At 31.4% G+C, this 17,352-nt stretch carries 14 protein-coding genes; 4 read left to right on the top strand and 10 right to left on the bottom strand.

Translation table 11 applies throughout. The features are described from left to right. Positions 1-73 precede the first annotated feature (73 nt). Positions 74-1,432 carry a DEAD/DEAH box helicase gene (locus ES045_RS12880; RefSeq protein ID WP_147116699.1) on the top strand — a complete coding sequence of 453 codons (1,359 nt, stop codon included), beginning with the start codon at positions 74-76 and terminating at the stop codon, positions 1,430-1,432. Continuing rightward, positions 1,432-1,797, top strand: a complete 366-nt coding sequence (locus ES045_RS12885) for a Na(+)-translocating NADH-quinone reductase subunit F (RefSeq protein WP_147116700.1) — start codon at positions 1,432-1,434, stop codon at positions 1,795-1,797. The genes ES045_RS12880 and ES045_RS12885 overlap by 1 nt, the downstream gene beginning before the upstream one ends. A gap of 79 nt (positions 1,798-1,876) precedes the next feature. On the opposite strand, the gene ES045_RS12890 is transcribed toward ES045_RS12885, so the two are convergent. From ES045_RS12890 to ES045_RS12930, 9 genes are all read right to left on the bottom strand, one after another. Next, the gene (locus ES045_RS12890; protein ID WP_147116701.1) at positions 1,877-2,596 is read right to left on the bottom strand and encodes a 3-ketoacyl-ACP reductase; all 720 of its coding nucleotides are present in this window, start codon (positions 2,594-2,596) and stop codon (positions 1,877-1,879) included. A gap of 283 nt (positions 2,597-2,879) precedes the next feature. After that, positions 2,880-3,257, bottom strand: coding sequence for a response regulator transcription factor (locus tag ES045_RS12895; RefSeq protein ID WP_189663103.1), 378 nt, complete (start codon positions 3,255-3,257; stop codon positions 2,880-2,882). A 135-nt stretch (positions 3,258-3,392) separates the two neighbouring features. Next, positions 3,393-4,046 carry a response regulator gene (locus tag ES045_RS12900; RefSeq protein ID WP_147116703.1) on the bottom strand — a complete coding sequence of 218 codons (654 nt, stop codon included), beginning with the start codon at positions 4,044-4,046 and terminating at the stop codon, positions 3,393-3,395. After that, the gene (locus ES045_RS12905) at positions 4,043-6,742 is read right to left on the bottom strand and encodes a PAS domain-containing protein (RefSeq protein ID WP_147116704.1); all 2,700 of its coding nucleotides are present in this window, start codon (positions 6,740-6,742) and stop codon (positions 4,043-4,045) included. Before ES045_RS12905 ends, ES045_RS12900 begins: the two co-directional genes overlap by 4 nt. Further along, on the bottom strand, positions 6,735-7,769 hold the full coding sequence (locus tag ES045_RS12910; protein ID WP_147116705.1) for a response regulator: 1,035 nt from the start codon (positions 7,767-7,769) through the stop codon (positions 6,735-6,737). The genes ES045_RS12905 and ES045_RS12910 overlap by 8 nt, the downstream gene beginning before the upstream one ends. A gap of 111 nt (positions 7,770-7,880) precedes the next feature. Next, on the bottom strand, positions 7,881-8,375 hold the full coding sequence (locus ES045_RS12915) for a response regulator transcription factor (RefSeq protein WP_147116706.1): 495 nt from the start codon (positions 8,373-8,375) through the stop codon (positions 7,881-7,883). Positions 8,376-8,498: 123 nt separating this feature from the next. Next, entirely contained in the window at positions 8,499-8,996 is a 498-nt protein-coding gene (locus ES045_RS12920; protein WP_147116707.1) for a response regulator transcription factor, read from the bottom strand. 22 nt (positions 8,997-9,018) lie between these two features. Continuing rightward, the gene (locus tag ES045_RS12925) at positions 9,019-12,777 is read right to left on the bottom strand and encodes a PAS domain S-box protein (protein WP_147116708.1); all 3,759 of its coding nucleotides are present in this window, start codon (positions 12,775-12,777) and stop codon (positions 9,019-9,021) included. A 486-nt stretch (positions 12,778-13,263) separates the two neighbouring features. Beyond that, positions 13,264-14,097, bottom strand: coding sequence for a flagellar motor protein MotB (locus tag ES045_RS12930; protein ID WP_147116709.1), 834 nt, complete (start codon positions 14,095-14,097; stop codon positions 13,264-13,266). Between the two features lie 123 nt (positions 14,098-14,220). Between ES045_RS12930 and ES045_RS12935 the strand changes: the two genes are divergently transcribed. Together ES045_RS12935 and ES045_RS12940 are read left to right on the top strand one after the other, a co-directional pair. Then, the gene (locus tag ES045_RS12935) at positions 14,221-15,213 is read left to right on the top strand and encodes an FAD:protein FMN transferase (RefSeq protein ID WP_147116710.1); all 993 of its coding nucleotides are present in this window, start codon (positions 14,221-14,223) and stop codon (positions 15,211-15,213) included. A 75-nt stretch (positions 15,214-15,288) separates the two neighbouring features. Then, the gene (locus tag ES045_RS12940; RefSeq protein WP_147116711.1) at positions 15,289-16,572 is read left to right on the top strand and encodes a hypothetical protein; all 1,284 of its coding nucleotides are present in this window, start codon (positions 15,289-15,291) and stop codon (positions 16,570-16,572) included. Positions 16,573-16,576: 4 nt separating this feature from the next. Here the strand turns inward: ES045_RS12940 and ES045_RS12945 are convergent, their stop codons facing one another. After that, a complete protein-coding gene (locus tag ES045_RS12945) occupies positions 16,577-17,347 on the bottom strand; it encodes a class I SAM-dependent methyltransferase (protein ID WP_147116712.1) in 771 nt (256 codons plus the stop codon). Positions 17,348-17,352 lie beyond the last annotated feature (5 nt).

Raw genomic sequence — 17,352 nt, forward strand, 5'->3', positions numbered from 1 at the left:
TACAAATTAATCCAACGTTGAAGACTTGTTGTATAACATTTTATAAAACGTACCTTTGCACAAAATTTATAAGATGACTTTTGAAGATTTAGATTTATCAAATCAATTACAATATGCAATTGACGATTTGGGTTTCGATACACCAACGCCAATTCAAGAACAAGCATTTTCTGTTGTAAGATCTGGTAAAGATGTTGTGGGAATTGCGCAGACTGGTACCGGTAAGACTTTTGCATACATGTTGCCAATTCTTAGAGACTTGCCATTTTCTAAGCAACAACACCCAAGAGTTTTAATATTGGTACCAACAAGAGAGTTGGTTTTACAAGTTGTAGAGCAGATAGAACAATTATCTAAATATATTAATACACGTGTTTTAGGAGTTTATGGTGGTGCAAACATCAATACTCAAAGGCAAGCTATTATGCAAGGGCAAGATATTATTGTAGCAACACCAGGTAGATTATATGATTTGGCAATCAGTAATTCTTTAAAATTGAAGTCTATTCAGAAATTGGTTATTGATGAAGTAGATGTAATGTTAGATTTAGGTTTTAGATTTCAATTGATGAATATCTTTGACGTGATTCCAGAAAAAAGACAAAACATTTTGTTTTCTGCAACCATGACAGAAGATGTAGATGCGTTAATTTACGATTTCTTTAAAAATCCAGAGAAAATATCTGTTGCAGTTAGTGGAACACCGCTAGACAATATAGAACAAGTTTCTTATAACCTTCCTAACTTTTTCACGAAAGTGAATCTGTTACACCAGCTTTTAAGAGATAAAGAAGAATTTAGTAAAGTGCTAATTTTTGTTGGTTTTAAAAGAACGGCAGATTTGTTATTTAAGCATTTAGAAGAAGCTTTTAATGATGAAATGTGTGTAATTCACTCGAATAAAACGCAGAACTATAGAATAAGATCTATCAAACAATTCGATGAAGGTAAAAATCGAATTTTGTTAGCTACAGATGTAATGGCACGTGGTTTAGATTTTGATAAAGTTTCTCATGTAATTAACTTTGATACGCCAGACTTTCCTGAAAATTATATGCACAGAATTGGTAGAACGGGTCGTGCAGAAAAGGCAGGAAAAACAATTCTATTCTCAACACCAAAAGAACAAGAAGCAAAAGCAGGAATTGAAACATTGATGAATTACGAAGTTCCGGTTTTAGAGCTTCCAGAAGAGGTAGAAATTTCTACAATGTTAACAGAAGATGAACGCCCAAGAGAAGACCAAGGGATTTCTAAAAACAGAACTTCTTTAGAATATGTTCCTGGGCCAGCATTTCATGAGAAAAGTGAAAAGAATAGCCAGGTAAATAGAGGGGGGTCTTATAGAAGAGAAATTGCTATAAAATATAAAAAGCCAAAAACAAAAGGAGATAAAAATTACAACAAACATAACAAGAAAAAGAAAAAATAATGCAGATTTTAACGGCGCAAGAATTGCACAATTTGGCGATGAATACTGTAGGGGAGAAGCTCGAGAAAATGGGGTATGAATTTCAGGCAATTAACAGCACGTTAAAAAGGCATCCTCAATTTGTGCTGTTTAAAAAAGGAGAACAAACCATTTTTGTATTGGTGAAGGTTTCTAGCAATATGCAAAACCCTAATGAGTATGATGTTTTATGGATGGAAACTTTTAAAGACCACGCTAAAAAACAAAATGCAAAAGTTTGGTTTGCTGGTGTAGGTATTGCAAACGCAGAAAGTGTAGAGAATCCGGTTTTTAAAGACCAACCTTACTATGTTGCTTTTAATGATTTTATTAAGATTTTAGAATAGTTTTAAGCTATTTTTAGCTATAAAAAAAGGAGTGTTGTTTTTTAAAACGACACTCCTTTTTGTTTTATAATGGATTTAATTATGGATTCGTAGACCATAAAGCAGCACTTTTAAGCATGGCTCTTCTTGGTAATTTTAAACCAGCAACTATTAATTCTGCAAAATCTTCTGGTTGTAAAACACTCTCTTCAGAATCTTTATTTGCAATACCTAATTCAATAGACATGTCAGAGGCAATTGTACTTGGCGTAAGTGTACAAACTCTAATATTATTCTTACGAACTTCTTTCATTAAAGATTCCGACAGACCAATAACAGCAAATTTTGATGCAGAATAAGCAGAGGTATTTGCGTTTCCGTTTAAGCCAGCAGTAGACGCTACGTTAATAATATCACCTACATTATTCTCGATTAAATGAGGTAATACTTCTTTCGTAACATAATACATTCCCATTACATTGGTTTGAATAATTTGTTCCCATTTATTTACTTTCATTTCATTAAAAGAGCCAAAAGCAGCAATTCCTGCATTGTTTACCAAAATATCAATAGTACCAAACTCACTCATAATATTTCTTATACTCGCCTTTACCTCCTCATAATTACCAACGTCAAATACAGCGTACATTGCATGAACTCCGAGTTCCTTAAGCTCAGTAACAGCTTCTTTTAAAACAGCTTCATTTCTACCTGTTATGGCAACGTCTATTCCTTCTTTAGCAAATGCAATTGCAGTTGCTTTTCCTAAACCCCTTCCTCCTCCGGTTATGATTGCTTTTTTATTCTTTAAGTCTTTCATATGTATTAGTTTTAAAATATGCTTTAGTAAAAATACTTGTTAAAAATGTAAAAATCACTCAATAAGAGTGGTTTTTTATTTTTTAAAAGAAATTTAAAATTATTTATCATTTTGTTCTTCTTTTACTTTTATTAGGCTTAGAAGTGTTGTTAAGTTAAATTTATAATGATGTAATCACTTTTAAAAAGGAACATGCAAGAGGTTTGTACACTAATTTAATGTAAGGTGTTGAAGTGGCATTTGTAGTCAATAAGTACTACTGTCTAAAAGTGAATAGAAGTGTTTAATTTAAAGAAGAAGGACTTTCTAGTGAGGTGTTCTTAATGGTCTCAATTAATGCATCAAAATCATTCGCTTTGTCAAAAAAGGCCTGTGCTCCATTTTTTAAACAGCTTCGTTTTAGCGCTATACTTGCAGAGAAAACAAAAACTTTTGTTTCTATCTGCTTTTCTTTAAGCCATTTTAATAATTCGATACCATTTCCGTCGGGCAAATTCAAATCGAGTATAACTACTTCAAATTTCGTCTTAGTTAATAAAGAAATGGCCTCTTGTAAAGAATCTGTTAAGCGTATGTTTTCTATCTTCCTAGCTTCTTTAGCAGCTTTAAAGATCTCTCGCCCTATTAGAAAGTGATCTTCTACTATTAATAAATTATTCAATGTTAGTTTCAATATTAAGTAGCTGTTTAAGAAATAAATTGTGGGGGTTTGTAATTATAGCTTCTTCTTAAAAAAATAAAGAAAAAGCATGTGCGTTTTCTTATCTTTATTAAGTAAATAAACTCCGTTGAAATTTTAATTTTCTAGTGTTGTCAATCCTTTTTGAATTGCATATTTTGTTAATTCAGGAATGGTGTGTAAATCTATTTTTCGCATAATATTGTTTCTATGAACATCAATAGTTTTTGAGCTTAAAAATAAGATTACGCCCGTTTCTTTAGACGAATTACCTTCTGCAATTAATTGTAAGACTTCTTTTTCTCTGGAACTTAAGAGTGTCTTTTCTAAAGATTCCCCCTTTCTAAGCAAAGAAAGAAACGCTTGATTAATGTCTTTTGAAAGGTATTTTTTGTGCTGCATTACCGTGGTAATTGCTGTAATTAATTCATCGGAATCGCCATCTTTTAACAAATATCCATAAGCACCTGCAGTAAACATTCCTTGAATAAATTGTTTGCCAGAATGCATCGAAAGACCTATTATTTTTATATCTGGGTTGTCTTTATGAATTTGTCTTGTGGCCTCTATACCATTTAAACCGGGCATTGCTACATCTATAACAAGAACATCGGGCAGTAGTTTTGAGCATATTTTTATAGCATCTCTGCCATCGGAAGCCTCTCCAATTATATGCATATTAGACCGTTGCTCTATAATGTTTCGCAAACCGTCTCTTAGTAGTCTGTGATCATCAACTAATACTATTTTAATTTCGTTTATATAAGTCATATAGATAGGGGTGTAAAAAAATTGACTGTGGTTCCTGTTTTTATTTCTGATGTTATTGTAAAGGTTCCTTGTATGTTTCTAATACGTTCTTTAACTGTAAACAGACCAAAACCCGAACCAGAATGATTTTGATTATTTAAAGCAGCAGTATCAAATCCATCTCCATTATCTTTTACAAGAATATGAAGGCCAAGATCATTTTTATTAATATCTAAAGTTATTAAAGAAGCATTTGCGTATTTTATAGCATTCATTATTATTTCTTGTACGCTTCTGTAGAGTAAAATTGATTTTTCATCATTAAGTTGAATGTGATTTACGTTGCTATTAAGCATGCACTTAATTTTGTATTTGGCTTCTAACTCCTCTAATAACCAGTTTAGCGCAGCAATAATGCCTAATTTATACAACACTGGCGGAGAAAGTTCATATGTGATTTTACGGCTATTTTCTAAAGCTTCAGAAATATGTGTTTCGATAAATTTTAAGTCTTCGGAAATTACTTTTAACGCCTTATTTTTTTTCAACTTATCAATCTTCATTTTTGAAATAATTAAAGACTGGCTAAGGTGATCATGAATGTTAGAAGCAATTTCTTTTTTTTGTTTTTCTTCTACCAAGGTAATTTCAATAGTTAATTTCTGAAGAGTTGTTTGATATTTTTGAATTTCTTGCTTCGCTAACATCCAGTGTGTAATATCTCTAGAAGAAGATACATAATAGCTCATTTTATTATCCTTATAAATAGGCGATACTAAAAATTCTAACCAGATAAAGTGTCCTTTTTTATGGCGAACTCTAAAAGGAAGAGGGTCTAAAACAATGCCTTTAAAAACTTTTTCTTCTAATGCAACTTTTAAAGATTGTACATCATCTTTATGTACGATACTGAAGACTTTTTTTCCTATAAAATCGGATTGTTCATAACCTAAGAGGTTTTTTATAGAAGGGCTGATGTATTTAAAAGTGCTGTCTGGTTCTTGCAAACAGATTAAGTCATTAGAATGATCCGTTAATATGCGATACATTTCTTCTGCCTCTTCAATTTTTTGGCTTGCTTCTTTTTGTTCTGTAATATCTTGAGTAGTACCTAACAATCCAATCACCTCTCCAGAACTTCCTATTAAAGGTTTACCAATGGCTCTTATTGTTTTTTGCGCATCATTGGGAAGGTGAATTCTATGTTCAATATCGTATGAAGTACCTAGACTAATAGCTTCAGAAACAACACTGTTAAATAGTTCTTGGTCATCGATGTGAATTCGGTTAAGCATGCTGTTAAAATTAGGAGCACCATTCTCTGGATCGAAACCCCAAATGTGAAATGTTTCGTCGGACCATTTTATCTCTTGACTAGAAGTATTAAAGGACCAGTTTCCTATATGTGCTAATTTCTGAGCTTCATTTAATTTATTTAAGGATTCTTTTTTTTCTGATTCAGCATTTTTTATACTCTGAATACTTTGAATACTAACAGGAACTGTTTTTTGTTTTACTACCGTTTGAGGAATAGAAATTGATAGTACTGCCGCAAACTCATCTCCATTTAGTTTTTTATAATTTATTTCAGAGGTAAATACTTCATCATTATTCCATATTGCTCTTATAAAGTTTATAAACACTGCACCTGCTCCTTTACCAAATACGTTTTGTACATTTTGTACATTGTTTAAAAATTCTTGAGTACTTTTTGCGTCAAACAGTTTTAAAGTGGCTTTATTTACACTACTTATCCTCACTTTTGCAACCAATGAAGATAAAGCTTTGGGGTGCTGTTCTAAATATATTTTAATGTTAGGTATATTTAGTTTTCTAAGTTTGTCTATTTGTTCAAATACCAGAGACAAATCTTCATTCCAAATAGAAATTGCAACATTATCAAAGAGCTCTTTATAATCTTCTGTTATTCTTAAGTTTTTTTCTTCAATTTTTTTTTGTTCTGTAATGTCTTGGTAAACTCCTTTTCTACCAATCATTTCTTTTTTATCATTGTATACAGCTTCGCCTATGCTTCGTATCCAACGCTCTTGGTTTTTAAAATTAGTTAGTTGCAGTTCAATATCATAAGGAGTACCATGAGAAATTAAGTCTAACTTTACTTTGTTTATTTTTTGTTGTGATTTTTGATTAAAAAAGCTAAGAATTATATCTGTTTCGGGAACACCATCTTTAGAGTCGGTGCCATAAATTTCATAAACGGCACCAGACCAAACCAATACCTTCGTTTTGTTATCATAGCTCCAGTAGCCCATTTTTGCCATTCTACCGGCTTCTTTTAAGGAGTATTTATTTTCTTCTTCTAGTTTTACAATATTCGCTTTAATTACCTGTTGTTTTTTTAATTTGCTCTTTACAACTTTGATGAGTTCATCTGTATTAATAGGTTTTAGGAAATAACCATCTGCACCAATATTCATACCTTTTCTTAAATCGGGTAATTTGGTTTTTCCAGAAAGAAAAATAAAGGGGATAGATTCTGTTTTTGGTGATTTTTTTAGTTCAGTTAATAACTTATACCCACTTAATTTAGGCATCGTAACATCTGAAATGATCAAATCTGGCAATTCATTATTTGCTTTTTCTAGTCCCTGTGCACCATTCTCTGCAAAAATTACTTCAAAATCTTCAAAATGAAGTATTTCACAAATTTCTTCTCGAACGCTTTTTGAGTCTTCAACGACTAATATTTTAGACATTGTTATTTATTCTTGGTAGGTTAAAATAAAATGTTGTTTCTTTATTAGCGCAGCTTTTTACATGTATTTTTCCGTTATAGTGAGAAATAATTTTTTTAACAATATACAAGCCAATATCTGTTGGGTTGGTTAATTGCTGCGGAGTAAATATTTTTTCTGGGTAGTTTGTATTAATTCTAACGTAATTGTAATTAATTGAAAAAACGTGTTCTTCTTCTGTTGTTTCACAAGCTAATTCTATAAGACCAATATTTTTATTAATATGCTCTAAAGCATGTTGTATTAAGACTTCAAATATTTTCTCCAACATTTTATCATTGGCAAAAATTTTAGGGAGTTCGTTTTTTATTTTAATGGAGATGTGAGGAGACCTGCTTGTTTCATCTATAACTCGTTCTGCAATAGTGTTTGTGTTAATTGTATTGAAGCGTGTGTAGCCTAAATTGGTCCACCTTTTGTTAATATTACTATTAGAATCGTTAAAATTGTTAGTGCTCTCTAGTTCTACTTGCGTGGCGGTTAATAGTTCTAATACATTTCTCTGTGAAGATTGTAGCCCGTTAGAAATTAAATGATTAAAATTATCTAATTGATTTTTTTGGTTTTGAAGTGTAATGGATAAGGCTCTTGTTTTATCAATAATTTTTTGATCTCTAATTAGTTTCTTTTTAATTTTATTTTCAACAGCATTTACCAAATCATTAATATTTATTGGCTTTGTTAGATAATCTTCAGCCCCTAGATTCATGCCACTTCTAATATCTTCTTTTTCGCCTTTTGCAGAAAGAAAAATCAAAGGAATAGTTCTTGTTTTTTTATGCTCTTGTAGTTTGCTAAACATTTCAAAACCATTAAATTCAGGCATTAATATATCTGAAATAATAAGATCTGGATGTTCTTGCAATGCCATATCAACCCCTATTTTTCCGTTTTCAGCTTGAAAAACACAGTAACCTTCCATTAAGAGAATGTCGCAAACTTCTTCTCTAATGGCTAATGTGTCTTCTACAATTAAAATTTTATGCATAATTTAATTTTTCGGAATTATAAACGTCTTTAATGATCTTATTACTAAAGTTCAATAGTAATTTTTAAAAGCAGTCTAAGAAATCTTATTAGCGTTTGTCTGCGCTATAGATTAAAGGTCTTTTAATAATTTTGTCATCTGTAGCACCTGATCTTCTAGTTGGTGTATTTGATTTTTATGAGCTTCGAGAAGCTGAGATATCGCTGCCGTTTTATCAATAATTTTTTGATCTATCATTACTTTCTTTTTAATTTTATTATCAACAGCATTCACAAGATCATTCACATTTATTGGTTTCGTTAAATAGTCTTCGGCACCTAGATTCATTCCTATTCTAATGTCTTCTTTCTCGCCTTTTGCAGAAAGAAAAATTAAAGGAATGGCACTTGTTTCTTTATGACTTTGTAGTTGATTAAACATTTCGAAGCCATCAACAGAAGGCATCAATATATCTGAAATAATAAGATCTGGATGCTCTTTTATAGACATTTCAAAACCAATTTTGCCATTTATAGCCTGAAAAACGCTATAGCCTTCCATTTCGAGAATATCGCAAACTTCTTCTCTAATAGTTAAAGTATCCTCTACAATTAATATTTTATACATGCTATTTATTTTAAGTTTTTTAGAATAGAAGAGCCGCTATTTCTATCAATACTATTTTTATTAGATTTAAACCTTTTACTTATTTTGTAGTTTATTTACCCCTAAATAAACATATCATAAGAATTAAACTTTATCTTTTAATAATTTTGTTAAATTTATAATCTGGTGTTCTAGTTCGCTTATTTTATGTACCTGATCTTCTATAACAGTAGACAATTCCAGTGTTTTTTCAACAATTTTTTGATCTAGAATCATTTTCTTTTTAATTTTATTTTCAACAGCATTCACCAAATCATTAATATTTATTGGCTTGCTTAAATAATCTTCAGCGCCTAGATTCATGCCAATTCTAATATCTTCTTTTTCTCCCTTTGCAGAAAGAAAAATCAGTGGAATAGCCCTTGTTTCCTCATGACTTTGTAGTTTTTGAAACATTTCATAACCATCAAGGGGAGGCATGAGTATGTCTGAAATAATAAGGTCTGGACGCTCTTTTAAAGCTACATTAAAACCGATTTCTCCGTTTTCCGCTTGAAATACGTTATAACCTTCCATTTCGAGAATATCGCAAACTTCTTCTCTAATAGCCAATGTGTCTTCTACAATTAAAATTTTATGCATAATGGTTTTTTATTTTTTATTTTTATTTTTTTCGTATTTTCACAATAAATGAGGTTCCTTTTCCAGCAGTACTTTTCACAATTATTTTTCCGCCCATGATGTCTATTGCTTCTTTTGCAATTGACAAACCAAGGCCCGTTCCCTGAATTAAATCAACATTGAAACCTCTGGTAAAAGGCTGAAATATATTTTCAAGCTCAGATTTGGGAATGCCAATTCCGTAATCTGTAATTGAAATAATTATGTGTTTTCTTTCTGACGACAACTCAATAGTAACTTTTTTAGCGTCTGGAGAAAACTTGATAGCATTACCAATTACATTGATAAAAATATTTCTACCTAACTTCTCATCAATTAGAATATTAGCATTCTTTAATTCTTCATGATCAATGAGTATTATTTCGTGTGATTTTTTATGTGAACTATAAACTTCTTCAATAATTTCATTGATAAAATCGCCAAGATTTACATGCAAAGGTTTGTACCTTATCTTACCGGCACCTGCTTGTCCAACAACCAGAATGTCATCTAATAATTTTGTCATGTGCATCACCTGGTCTTCTATCTTATGTAGTTTTTTATCAATCATAACGGGCTCCATTTTTGCCCAGTATTTTTTAATAGAACCCGCAGCAAAATTAATTGCAGATAATGGCGTTCTAAACTCATGAGATGCTGTTGAAACAAATTTCGATTTTAGTTCACTTAATTCTTTCTCCTTCTTTAACGCTTCATTTAGTTCTAAAGTTCTTTCATTCACCTTGGTTTCTAACTCGTTACGATAACCAACCAATTCTGTGATATCTTGTCCTACCCCCAATACACCAGTAATTTTGCCATTGGAATCGCGACGGGTACTAGAGTTTAATAAGACCATTACACGTTGGCCATCCTTGGTAAATAAAGGAAACTCATAGTTGGCGGTTTCTTTACCAAGTAGAGCATCATCTAATACTTTCTTTACGGATTCTCGGTAATCTTCGGTGATGTAGGTTTGTACGAGATCTTTTCCTAACACATCGTTCTTTGTATATCCAGTGATTTCTACAGAGGTCTGGTTCCATTCATTCACAAGGCCTTCACTATCAATACCAAAAATAGGAGCATTGGCGGTTTCAATAAACTGCCTTAACTCTTCTGCTTGCTTTAAAAGGTTTTCTTTTTGTTCAACTTGTTTCGTTATATCAAATCGAATACCTACGTATTTAATTATTTTTCCATTTACATCTTTAAAAGGCATAATAGTAGTGTCTACCCAGTAGAATTCATTTGCTCCTTTCTTCTTGTTCATTACTTCGCCTTTCCATACTTTTCCAGAACTAATAGCAGCCCACATGCCAATAAACAAGCCGTTTGGTTGTTTTCCACTTTTTAATATTCTGTGGTTTTGACCAATTAATTCTTCTCTTTTGTATCCAGAAATTTCACAAAATTTATCGTTCGCAAATATAATATTACCTTCTGCGTCTGCTTCAGAGACAATAGCAGATTCATTTAAACAAACGATTTGTTGTTCTAATTCAACTTTAAGATTGGCCAATTCAATTGCCCTCTTTTCTCTTTCTTTATTTTGAGTGTTTAGTTCTGTAATATCTCTTGCAGCAGCAAATACGCCAAGTACATTTCCTTTGTCATCTTTATAAACAGAGGCATTGTATAATACATCGGTTAGCTTTCCTTTTTTATCTAAAATGGTTAATGCATAATCAGAAACAGAACCTTCTTCAAAAACTTTTTTATATCCTGTTCTTGCTTTTTCTGGTTCGGTAAAATAATTGGAAAAATCTGTGCCAATTAAAGCTTCTCTAGAAACCCCTGTAACTTTTTCTAAAGCTTCATTTACATCAGTAATAATACCTTCAAGAGAAATAGTAACTAACGGGTCTAGAGAAGCTTCAATTAAACTTCTGGCGTATTGCGAAGCTTGTTTTTGAGTGGTTACATCTCTAGCCGCGGCGAATACACCAAGCACATTTCCTTTATCATCTCTATAAACAGAGGCATTGTATAATACATCTATTAGTTTTCCTTTTTTATCTCGAATAGTTAAGGGATAATCGGAAACAGAACCTTCATCAAAAACCTTTTTATAGCCTGCTCTAGCCTCTTCTGGTTCGGTAAAATAATTGGAAAAATCTGTACCAATTAATTCATCTCTTGTAACCCCTGTTACTTTTTCTAAAGCCTCGTTTACATCGGTAATAATACCTTCAGGAGAAATTGTAACCAATGGGTCTAGGGAAGCTTCAATTAAACTTCGGGCATATTGCGAGGCCTGTTTTTGAGCAGTTACGTCTCTGGCCGAAGCAAATACACCAAGTACATTTCCCTTATCATCTTTATAAACAGAAGCATTGTAAAGTACATCTGTTAGTTTTCCTTTTTGATTTCTAATGGTTAACGGGTAATCTGAAACGGAACCTTCGTCGAATACTTTCTTATACCCTGCTCTCGCTTTATCTGGTTCTGTAAAATAATTAGAAAAATCTGTACCAATTAAAGCGTCTCTTGGTATTCCTGTAACTTTTGCCGAAGCCTCATTTACATCCGTTATTTTTCCTTCAGGAGAAATTGTAACTAATGGATCAAGGGAAGCTTCAATTAAACTTCGGGCATATTGTGACGCTTTTTTTTGTTCAGTAATATCTTGTCCTACTCCTAATACACCGGTGATTTCTCCATGAGCATCACGTCTTGTGCTTGAGTTTAATAAGACCAAAATTGGTTGTCCGTCTTTTGTAAGTAGCGGTAATTGGTAGTTATTTGTTTGTTTACCAAGCAAACCGTTGTCTAATACTTTTTTTACGGATGCTCGCTGATCTTCTGATATATATGTTTGTACTAAGTTTTTACCTAATACATCTTCTTTTGAAAAGCCTGTAATTTTTTCAGAAGCTTCATTCCATTTATTTATAAGACCTTTGTTGTCTACACCAAAAATAGGAGCATTTACTGTTTCGATAAGTAGTGTTAAATCATATGCTATGCGTTCCATTTCAGAACGATAACTTAGCTCTTTTTGCAAAATAATTTCTGCGTTGGCAAGTACTAATTCATTTGCTTTCTTTTCTTTCTCTTCATTTTGAAAGGCAAGTTCTTTGTTGGCTATAATTAACTCATCTGCCCTTTTTTCTTCTTCTTCATTTTGAAAGACAAGCTCTTCGTTTGCAATAATTAATTTGTCTGCTCTTTTTTCTTCCTCTTCATTTTGAATGGTAAGTTCTTTGTTAGCAAGTACTAATTCATTTGCACGTTTTTCCTCTTCTTCATTTTGAAGAGCTCTTTCTGTAACATCTCGTCCTACACCTAAAACCCCCGTGATTATTCCACTTGTATTACGACATGTATTTAAGTTTAAGAGCAGTACTAAGCGCTGCCCATCTTTGGTAAACACAGGTAGTTCATAATTGGCAGTTTCTTTACCAAGTAAAGCATCGTTTAAAACTTCTTGCACTGCTTCTTGATACTCTTTGGTAATATATTGTGTTAGGTTTTTTCCTAACATCTCCGCTCTTCCAAAACCAGAAAGCTTTTCAGTAGCCTGGTTCCACTCATTAACAAGCCCTTTGCTATCGATACCAAAAACAGGAACGTTGGCAGTTTTAATAAACTGTCTTAATTCTGCTGCAATAGATTCTGACGCTGTTCGCAGAATATCCATTTCTTTTAACTCTAGAACCGAGTTGTAAAGCGCTAAACTTTTTTCTTCAGTTATACGTTCTGCATCTTTTCTTGCTTTTTTTTCCTTTTTAAGGGCTTTTTTAAGTAATTCTATATCCAAATCGTTGTTAATTTTTGTGAATTGTTAAGGCGCCCTTTTTATCATAAATAGCTAATTTATATTTATTGATAATGAGTTTAGTTCTTTTTAAATGAAACTCATTACTCTAAAAGTTTAGTGAACAGATTCCTTAAACGACTGCTATATCAAAATTAGTGACATACAGGTTTCTTGCGGTAGTGGATAGGTTATCTTAGGGCATGATAAACTTTAATCGGAAAATTTACTGAAATTTAGATTTAAGGGTTCGTATTAGTACTGTAAAATTACATTATTTATTTCGTTCAATTCCTCCGTATTAATACTCTAAATGCAGGTCTTTTAATTGTAGCTGTACTGTTTTATTGTTCTTTTTTGTGTAAATTCTTATAACTTTGTTAAAAAGTAAATATTTTGAAGAGCGGAAATAAGACTACATATTTGCCTTATAAACAAAAAAAACCACTCAAAAAGAGTGGTTTTTAAATTATGAAAAGAAACTAAAAATTATTTAGCGTCTTGCTCTAACAAATCAAAAAACTGATTTAATCTAGGCATGATGATAATTTTGGTTCTTCTATTTTTTGCTTTATTTGCTTTAGAATCATTTTCTACTAAAGGTACATATTGACTTCTAGCTGCAGCAATTAAACGATTTGGTTTCACACCAAATTTATATTGTAAAATTCTTGTAATAGAAGTTGCTCTTAAAGCAGATAAATCCCAGTTATCTTGAATGATGTTTCTCTTAATTGGTGTAGAATCTGTGTGACCCTCAATCATTACTTCCATTTGTGGTTGGTCATTTATAACCTTAGCAATTTTCTCTAAGACAGTATATGCACCATCGGTTACGTTGTAGCTTCCACTTTTAAATAATAATTTATCAGAAATAGAGATAAAAACAACTGTTTTTTCAACATTAACTTCAATATCTTCATCTTGAATACCATTTGTTAGGTTTCTTGTTAAATGATATTTTATAGCAAGGTTTAATGAATCTTTTTGAGTCATTGCTTTTCTAATACCGTTAATATACTTGTCTTTTTCACTTAACTGTGTAATAACAGTTTTAATATTGTCTGAAGAGGATTGTGTTAAAACAGTTAAATTTTCAACTTGTTTTAAAGCATTTTTCTTGTCGTCTTTTAATGACTTTATTTGTTCTGTTAAAGAAAAAATATTTTCATTCTCGATTAAACATTTCTGTAAAGTTGTCTTTACAGCTAGTAACTCTTCTTCCGTTTGTGTTTTCTCTGTTTGCAATGCAGCAAATTCTTTTTTAGAAACACAAGAACTAACTAAAATGGCAGATAATAAGATTAAAGATATTTTTTTCATTATGTTGTACTTAATAATTATTTGTTTGACTACAAATTTAACAAAATGAATGAACAAAAAGAACGATTAACAATAAATTGTGAAAAAATTATAGACTATTTTTGTTTGTTGTAATAAAATTCTATGAAACACTATCCTTTTTTTATTCTTTGCTCAATATTTCTGCTTTTTTCAACCTGTAAAAAAGAAGTTGTTTTTAAAGATTATACTTTAAAAGGGGCGGTTTTCGGAACAACGTACAAAATTACTTATCTAAACGCGAATGCTAATTATCAAAGTAGTATTGATAGTTTATTTTTAAAAATGAACACTTCATTATCTACGTACATACCAACGTCTGATATTTCTAGGGTAAATAATGGGGAAACAGATGTAATTGTTGATGATTTTTTTGTTGAAGTTTTTGAAAAATCTAAACGAATATTTAACGAAACAGAAGGTTTTTTTGATCCTACAGTAGGTAATTTGGTAAACGCTTGGGGGTTTGGGCCTAAGAAAGAAAAAAATAATTTAACAGATGAACAAGTAATAAGACAAATGCAGCTTGTTGGCTTAGATAAAGTAGCGTTAAAAGGGAATCGCATAGTTAAAGAAAGTTTAGAAATTTATTTAGACTTCAATTCTATTGCAAAAGGTTTTGGTATAGATGTGGTTGCTCGTTTTTTAGAAAGTAAGAAAATAAATAATTATTTAGTAGAAATTGGTGGAGAAATTAGAACCAATGGTTTTAAAAACAAGAAGCAACCTTGGCATATAAAATTGGTAGATCCTATAGAATCGAATTCTAATTCTGGTTTTAAAATTTTAAATTTATCAAATAAATCGATGGCAACTTCTGGTAATTATAGAAAATTTAGAGTGACTAAGACAGGTGAAAAGTACGTGCATACTGTAAACCCTAAAACGGGTTATGCAACGGCAAGCAACCTTTTAAGTGTTTCTGTGATCGCAAATTTAGATTGCGCAGATGTAGATGCTTATGCAACTGCTTTTATGGCGATGGGGCTAGAAAAAACCAAGTCTTTTCTAGCTAAAAAAACAGAATTAGAGGTAATTTTGTTGTACACAAATAATGAAGGGAATTTAGAACAGTTTACCAATTATATGCACAATTAAGTTGTGTTCGTGGGGTTTAAAAGTACTATTGCCAATCATCTGCGTTTCTAAATAAAAATAAGATACTACAAGACTATGAAAAAAATACTTTTAACACTTTCTTTGATTATACTCTTCTCTGTTTCATACGGTCAGAATAATTCTGAAATTGCGAATGTATATATAAATAGGGCGAATATTGCTATTGAAGAGCGCATTGATTTTAAGGAAGCTTCATTACTTTTTGAAAAAGCGATGAAATACATGGACACTATTACAAGTACAAGTGTTGCAAAATTAGGAACTAAAATATATTTTGAATTAGAGAAATACAAAGAGGCAAAAAAGTATTCTAAATACTATTTTTTAAATGCAGAAGATAAAAAATCGGATACTTATTTTGAGCAATTAGAATTATTTATAACGATAAGTGAAGCGTTAGAATTTCAGCAAGAAGAAGAAAAAAGAGCAGCAAAAGAAAGACTTAGAAAAGCGGCGGTATTAAAAAAAATAGATTCTCTAAAAACTATTTGGCAGCACACTTCAAAAAGACTTTCTCTAAAAGTTGATAGCATTTATCAATTTAATATGAATAATTATGCTGTGTATCGTAAAAACGGCAAATTTGGAATTATAAATGACAAGGCAGAAATTATTAAAGAAGCAAAAGAGTATGCTGTTTCTATAAGTTATGCGGGTTTTATTTTACTGAAGAATAAAGAAAAAGAACCAACAAGAATATACTACTATAACACAAATAATGGCACTGGTACTTTGTTGCCAAAACCTTCAGATTTTAAATCCCTTTCTAATCATTATGGTAAAGTGATGTTGCCAAGAGCAAATGGGTGCTTGGTTACGTACCCTAACAATTCTTTCGGACCAATGATTTTTGATTTAAACAAAAATAAAATAATCAAAACCGTTAATAAGGAACAAGTTTTTAATGATTTAAAGAAAAATGATATCATTAGAAGATACAATAATGATCAAGAAATAAAAGTTGATAAAGAATGGTACACTTTTGGGGGTGATTTAGGAGGAGGAATCTACCCGTTATATCTTGAGAATAATTATAGAGTGCACGCCTTTTTATGCTCTGAAGAAGGTGCAATGTTATTTGCCGCTTCTAGTTATGATTATATCGGTGCGTTTTACAATGGTAGCGCACAGGCAGTGAAAGGTAATAAGGTATTTTGGATAAATCAACGTGGGGAAAAAGTACAGAATGTAAATGATAAAAGGAAAAAATATGCTGGAAATTCGAAAGTTGTTAAAGTAGAAGATGGGGTGTATCAAATATTGAAAGACGGTGTAATTACAAAGGGAAATGAGACGTTAGAAAAGAGGTCAGATTTTTTAAAAAGGCATCAAGAATAAAAGATTATAGTTTATAGCAAACAGGAAGAATTTCATCTTTCATTAAGCAAAATCGCTCTCGTTTTTCTGGAGTTATTTTTTTTGTATAATCTACTTCATCAACCTTAAAACCAACAGAGCGTAACTTGTTAAAATAATCACGCCCGTAAACTCTAACATGATCGTATTGACCAAATATCTTAGCGCGTTCTTTTCTATCTACAATAGCATTGTCTTCAAAAGTTTTTTCTCTAGATAGGTCTTGCGGAATTTGGAAAATACCAAATCCGCCAGGTTTTAAAACTCTATATAATTCTTGCATTGCCTTTGTATCATTTGTAATATGCTCTAAAACATGATTACAAAAAACCACATCAAATTCGTTTTCATTAAAAGGTAAATCGCAAATATCTGCTTTTACATCTGCAATAGGAGATTCTAAATCCGACGTAATATAAGCTAGGTTTTTCTGCTTTCTAAAAATATCTAAAAAACATTGTTCTGGTGCAATGTGTAAAACTTTTAGTTTTTTTATGGATGTAAAAAAAATAGTTTCATCCTTTAAAAACAACCACATTAATCGGTGTCTTTCTAATGAAAGCGTAGATGGAGAAAGTGCATTTTCTCTTTGTACCCCATAACCATAAGGTAGAAATTTCTTAAAACTTCTACCATCTATGGGATCTGTAAAATTGTCACCTTTTAAGTACCAGGCAATTGCTGGTTTAACCCAGTAACTTGCTTTAATTAACAAGGGTCTTGGTATGGTGTTTAATATGGTTTTGAATATAGACACGAATT

This window comes from Polaribacter sp. IC073 (assembly GCF_007997075.1).
In the GTDB taxonomy this organism is placed as follows: Bacteria; Bacteroidota; Bacteroidia; order Flavobacteriales; family Flavobacteriaceae; genus Polaribacter.

Coding starts and splice junctions, on each gene's coding strand:
- ES045_RS12890 (WP_147116701.1), bottom strand. CDS start 2,596: ATGAAAGACTTAAAGAATAAAAAAGCAATCATAACCGGAGGAGGAAGG.
- ES045_RS12915 (WP_147116706.1), bottom strand. CDS start 8,375: ATGTATAAAATATTAATTGTAGAGGATACTTTAACTATTAGAGAAGAA.
- ES045_RS12940 (WP_147116711.1), top strand. CDS start 15,289: ATGAAAAAAATACTTTTAACACTTTCTTTGATTATACTCTTCTCTGTT.
- ES045_RS12905 (WP_147116704.1), bottom strand. CDS start 6,742: ATGTCTAAAATATTAGTCGTTGAAGACTCAAAAAGCGTTCGAGAAGAA.
- ES045_RS12885 (WP_147116700.1), top strand. CDS start 1,432: ATGCAGATTTTAACGGCGCAAGAATTGCACAATTTGGCGATGAATACT.
- ES045_RS12920 (WP_147116707.1), bottom strand. CDS start 8,996: ATGCATAAAATTTTAATTGTAGAAGACACATTGGCTATTAGAGAAGAA.
- ES045_RS12935 (WP_147116710.1), top strand. CDS start 14,221: ATGAAACACTATCCTTTTTTTATTCTTTGCTCAATATTTCTGCTTTTT.
- ES045_RS12910 (WP_147116705.1), bottom strand. CDS start 7,769: ATGCATAAAATTTTAATTGTAGAAGACACATTAGCCATTAGAGAAGAA.
- ES045_RS12930 (WP_147116709.1), bottom strand. CDS start 14,097: ATGAAAAAAATATCTTTAATCTTATTATCTGCCATTTTAGTTAGTTCT.
- ES045_RS12900 (WP_147116703.1), bottom strand. CDS start 4,046: ATGACTTATATAAACGAAATTAAAATAGTATTAGTTGATGATCACAGA.
- ES045_RS12880 (WP_147116699.1), top strand. CDS start 74: ATGACTTTTGAAGATTTAGATTTATCAAATCAATTACAATATGCAATT.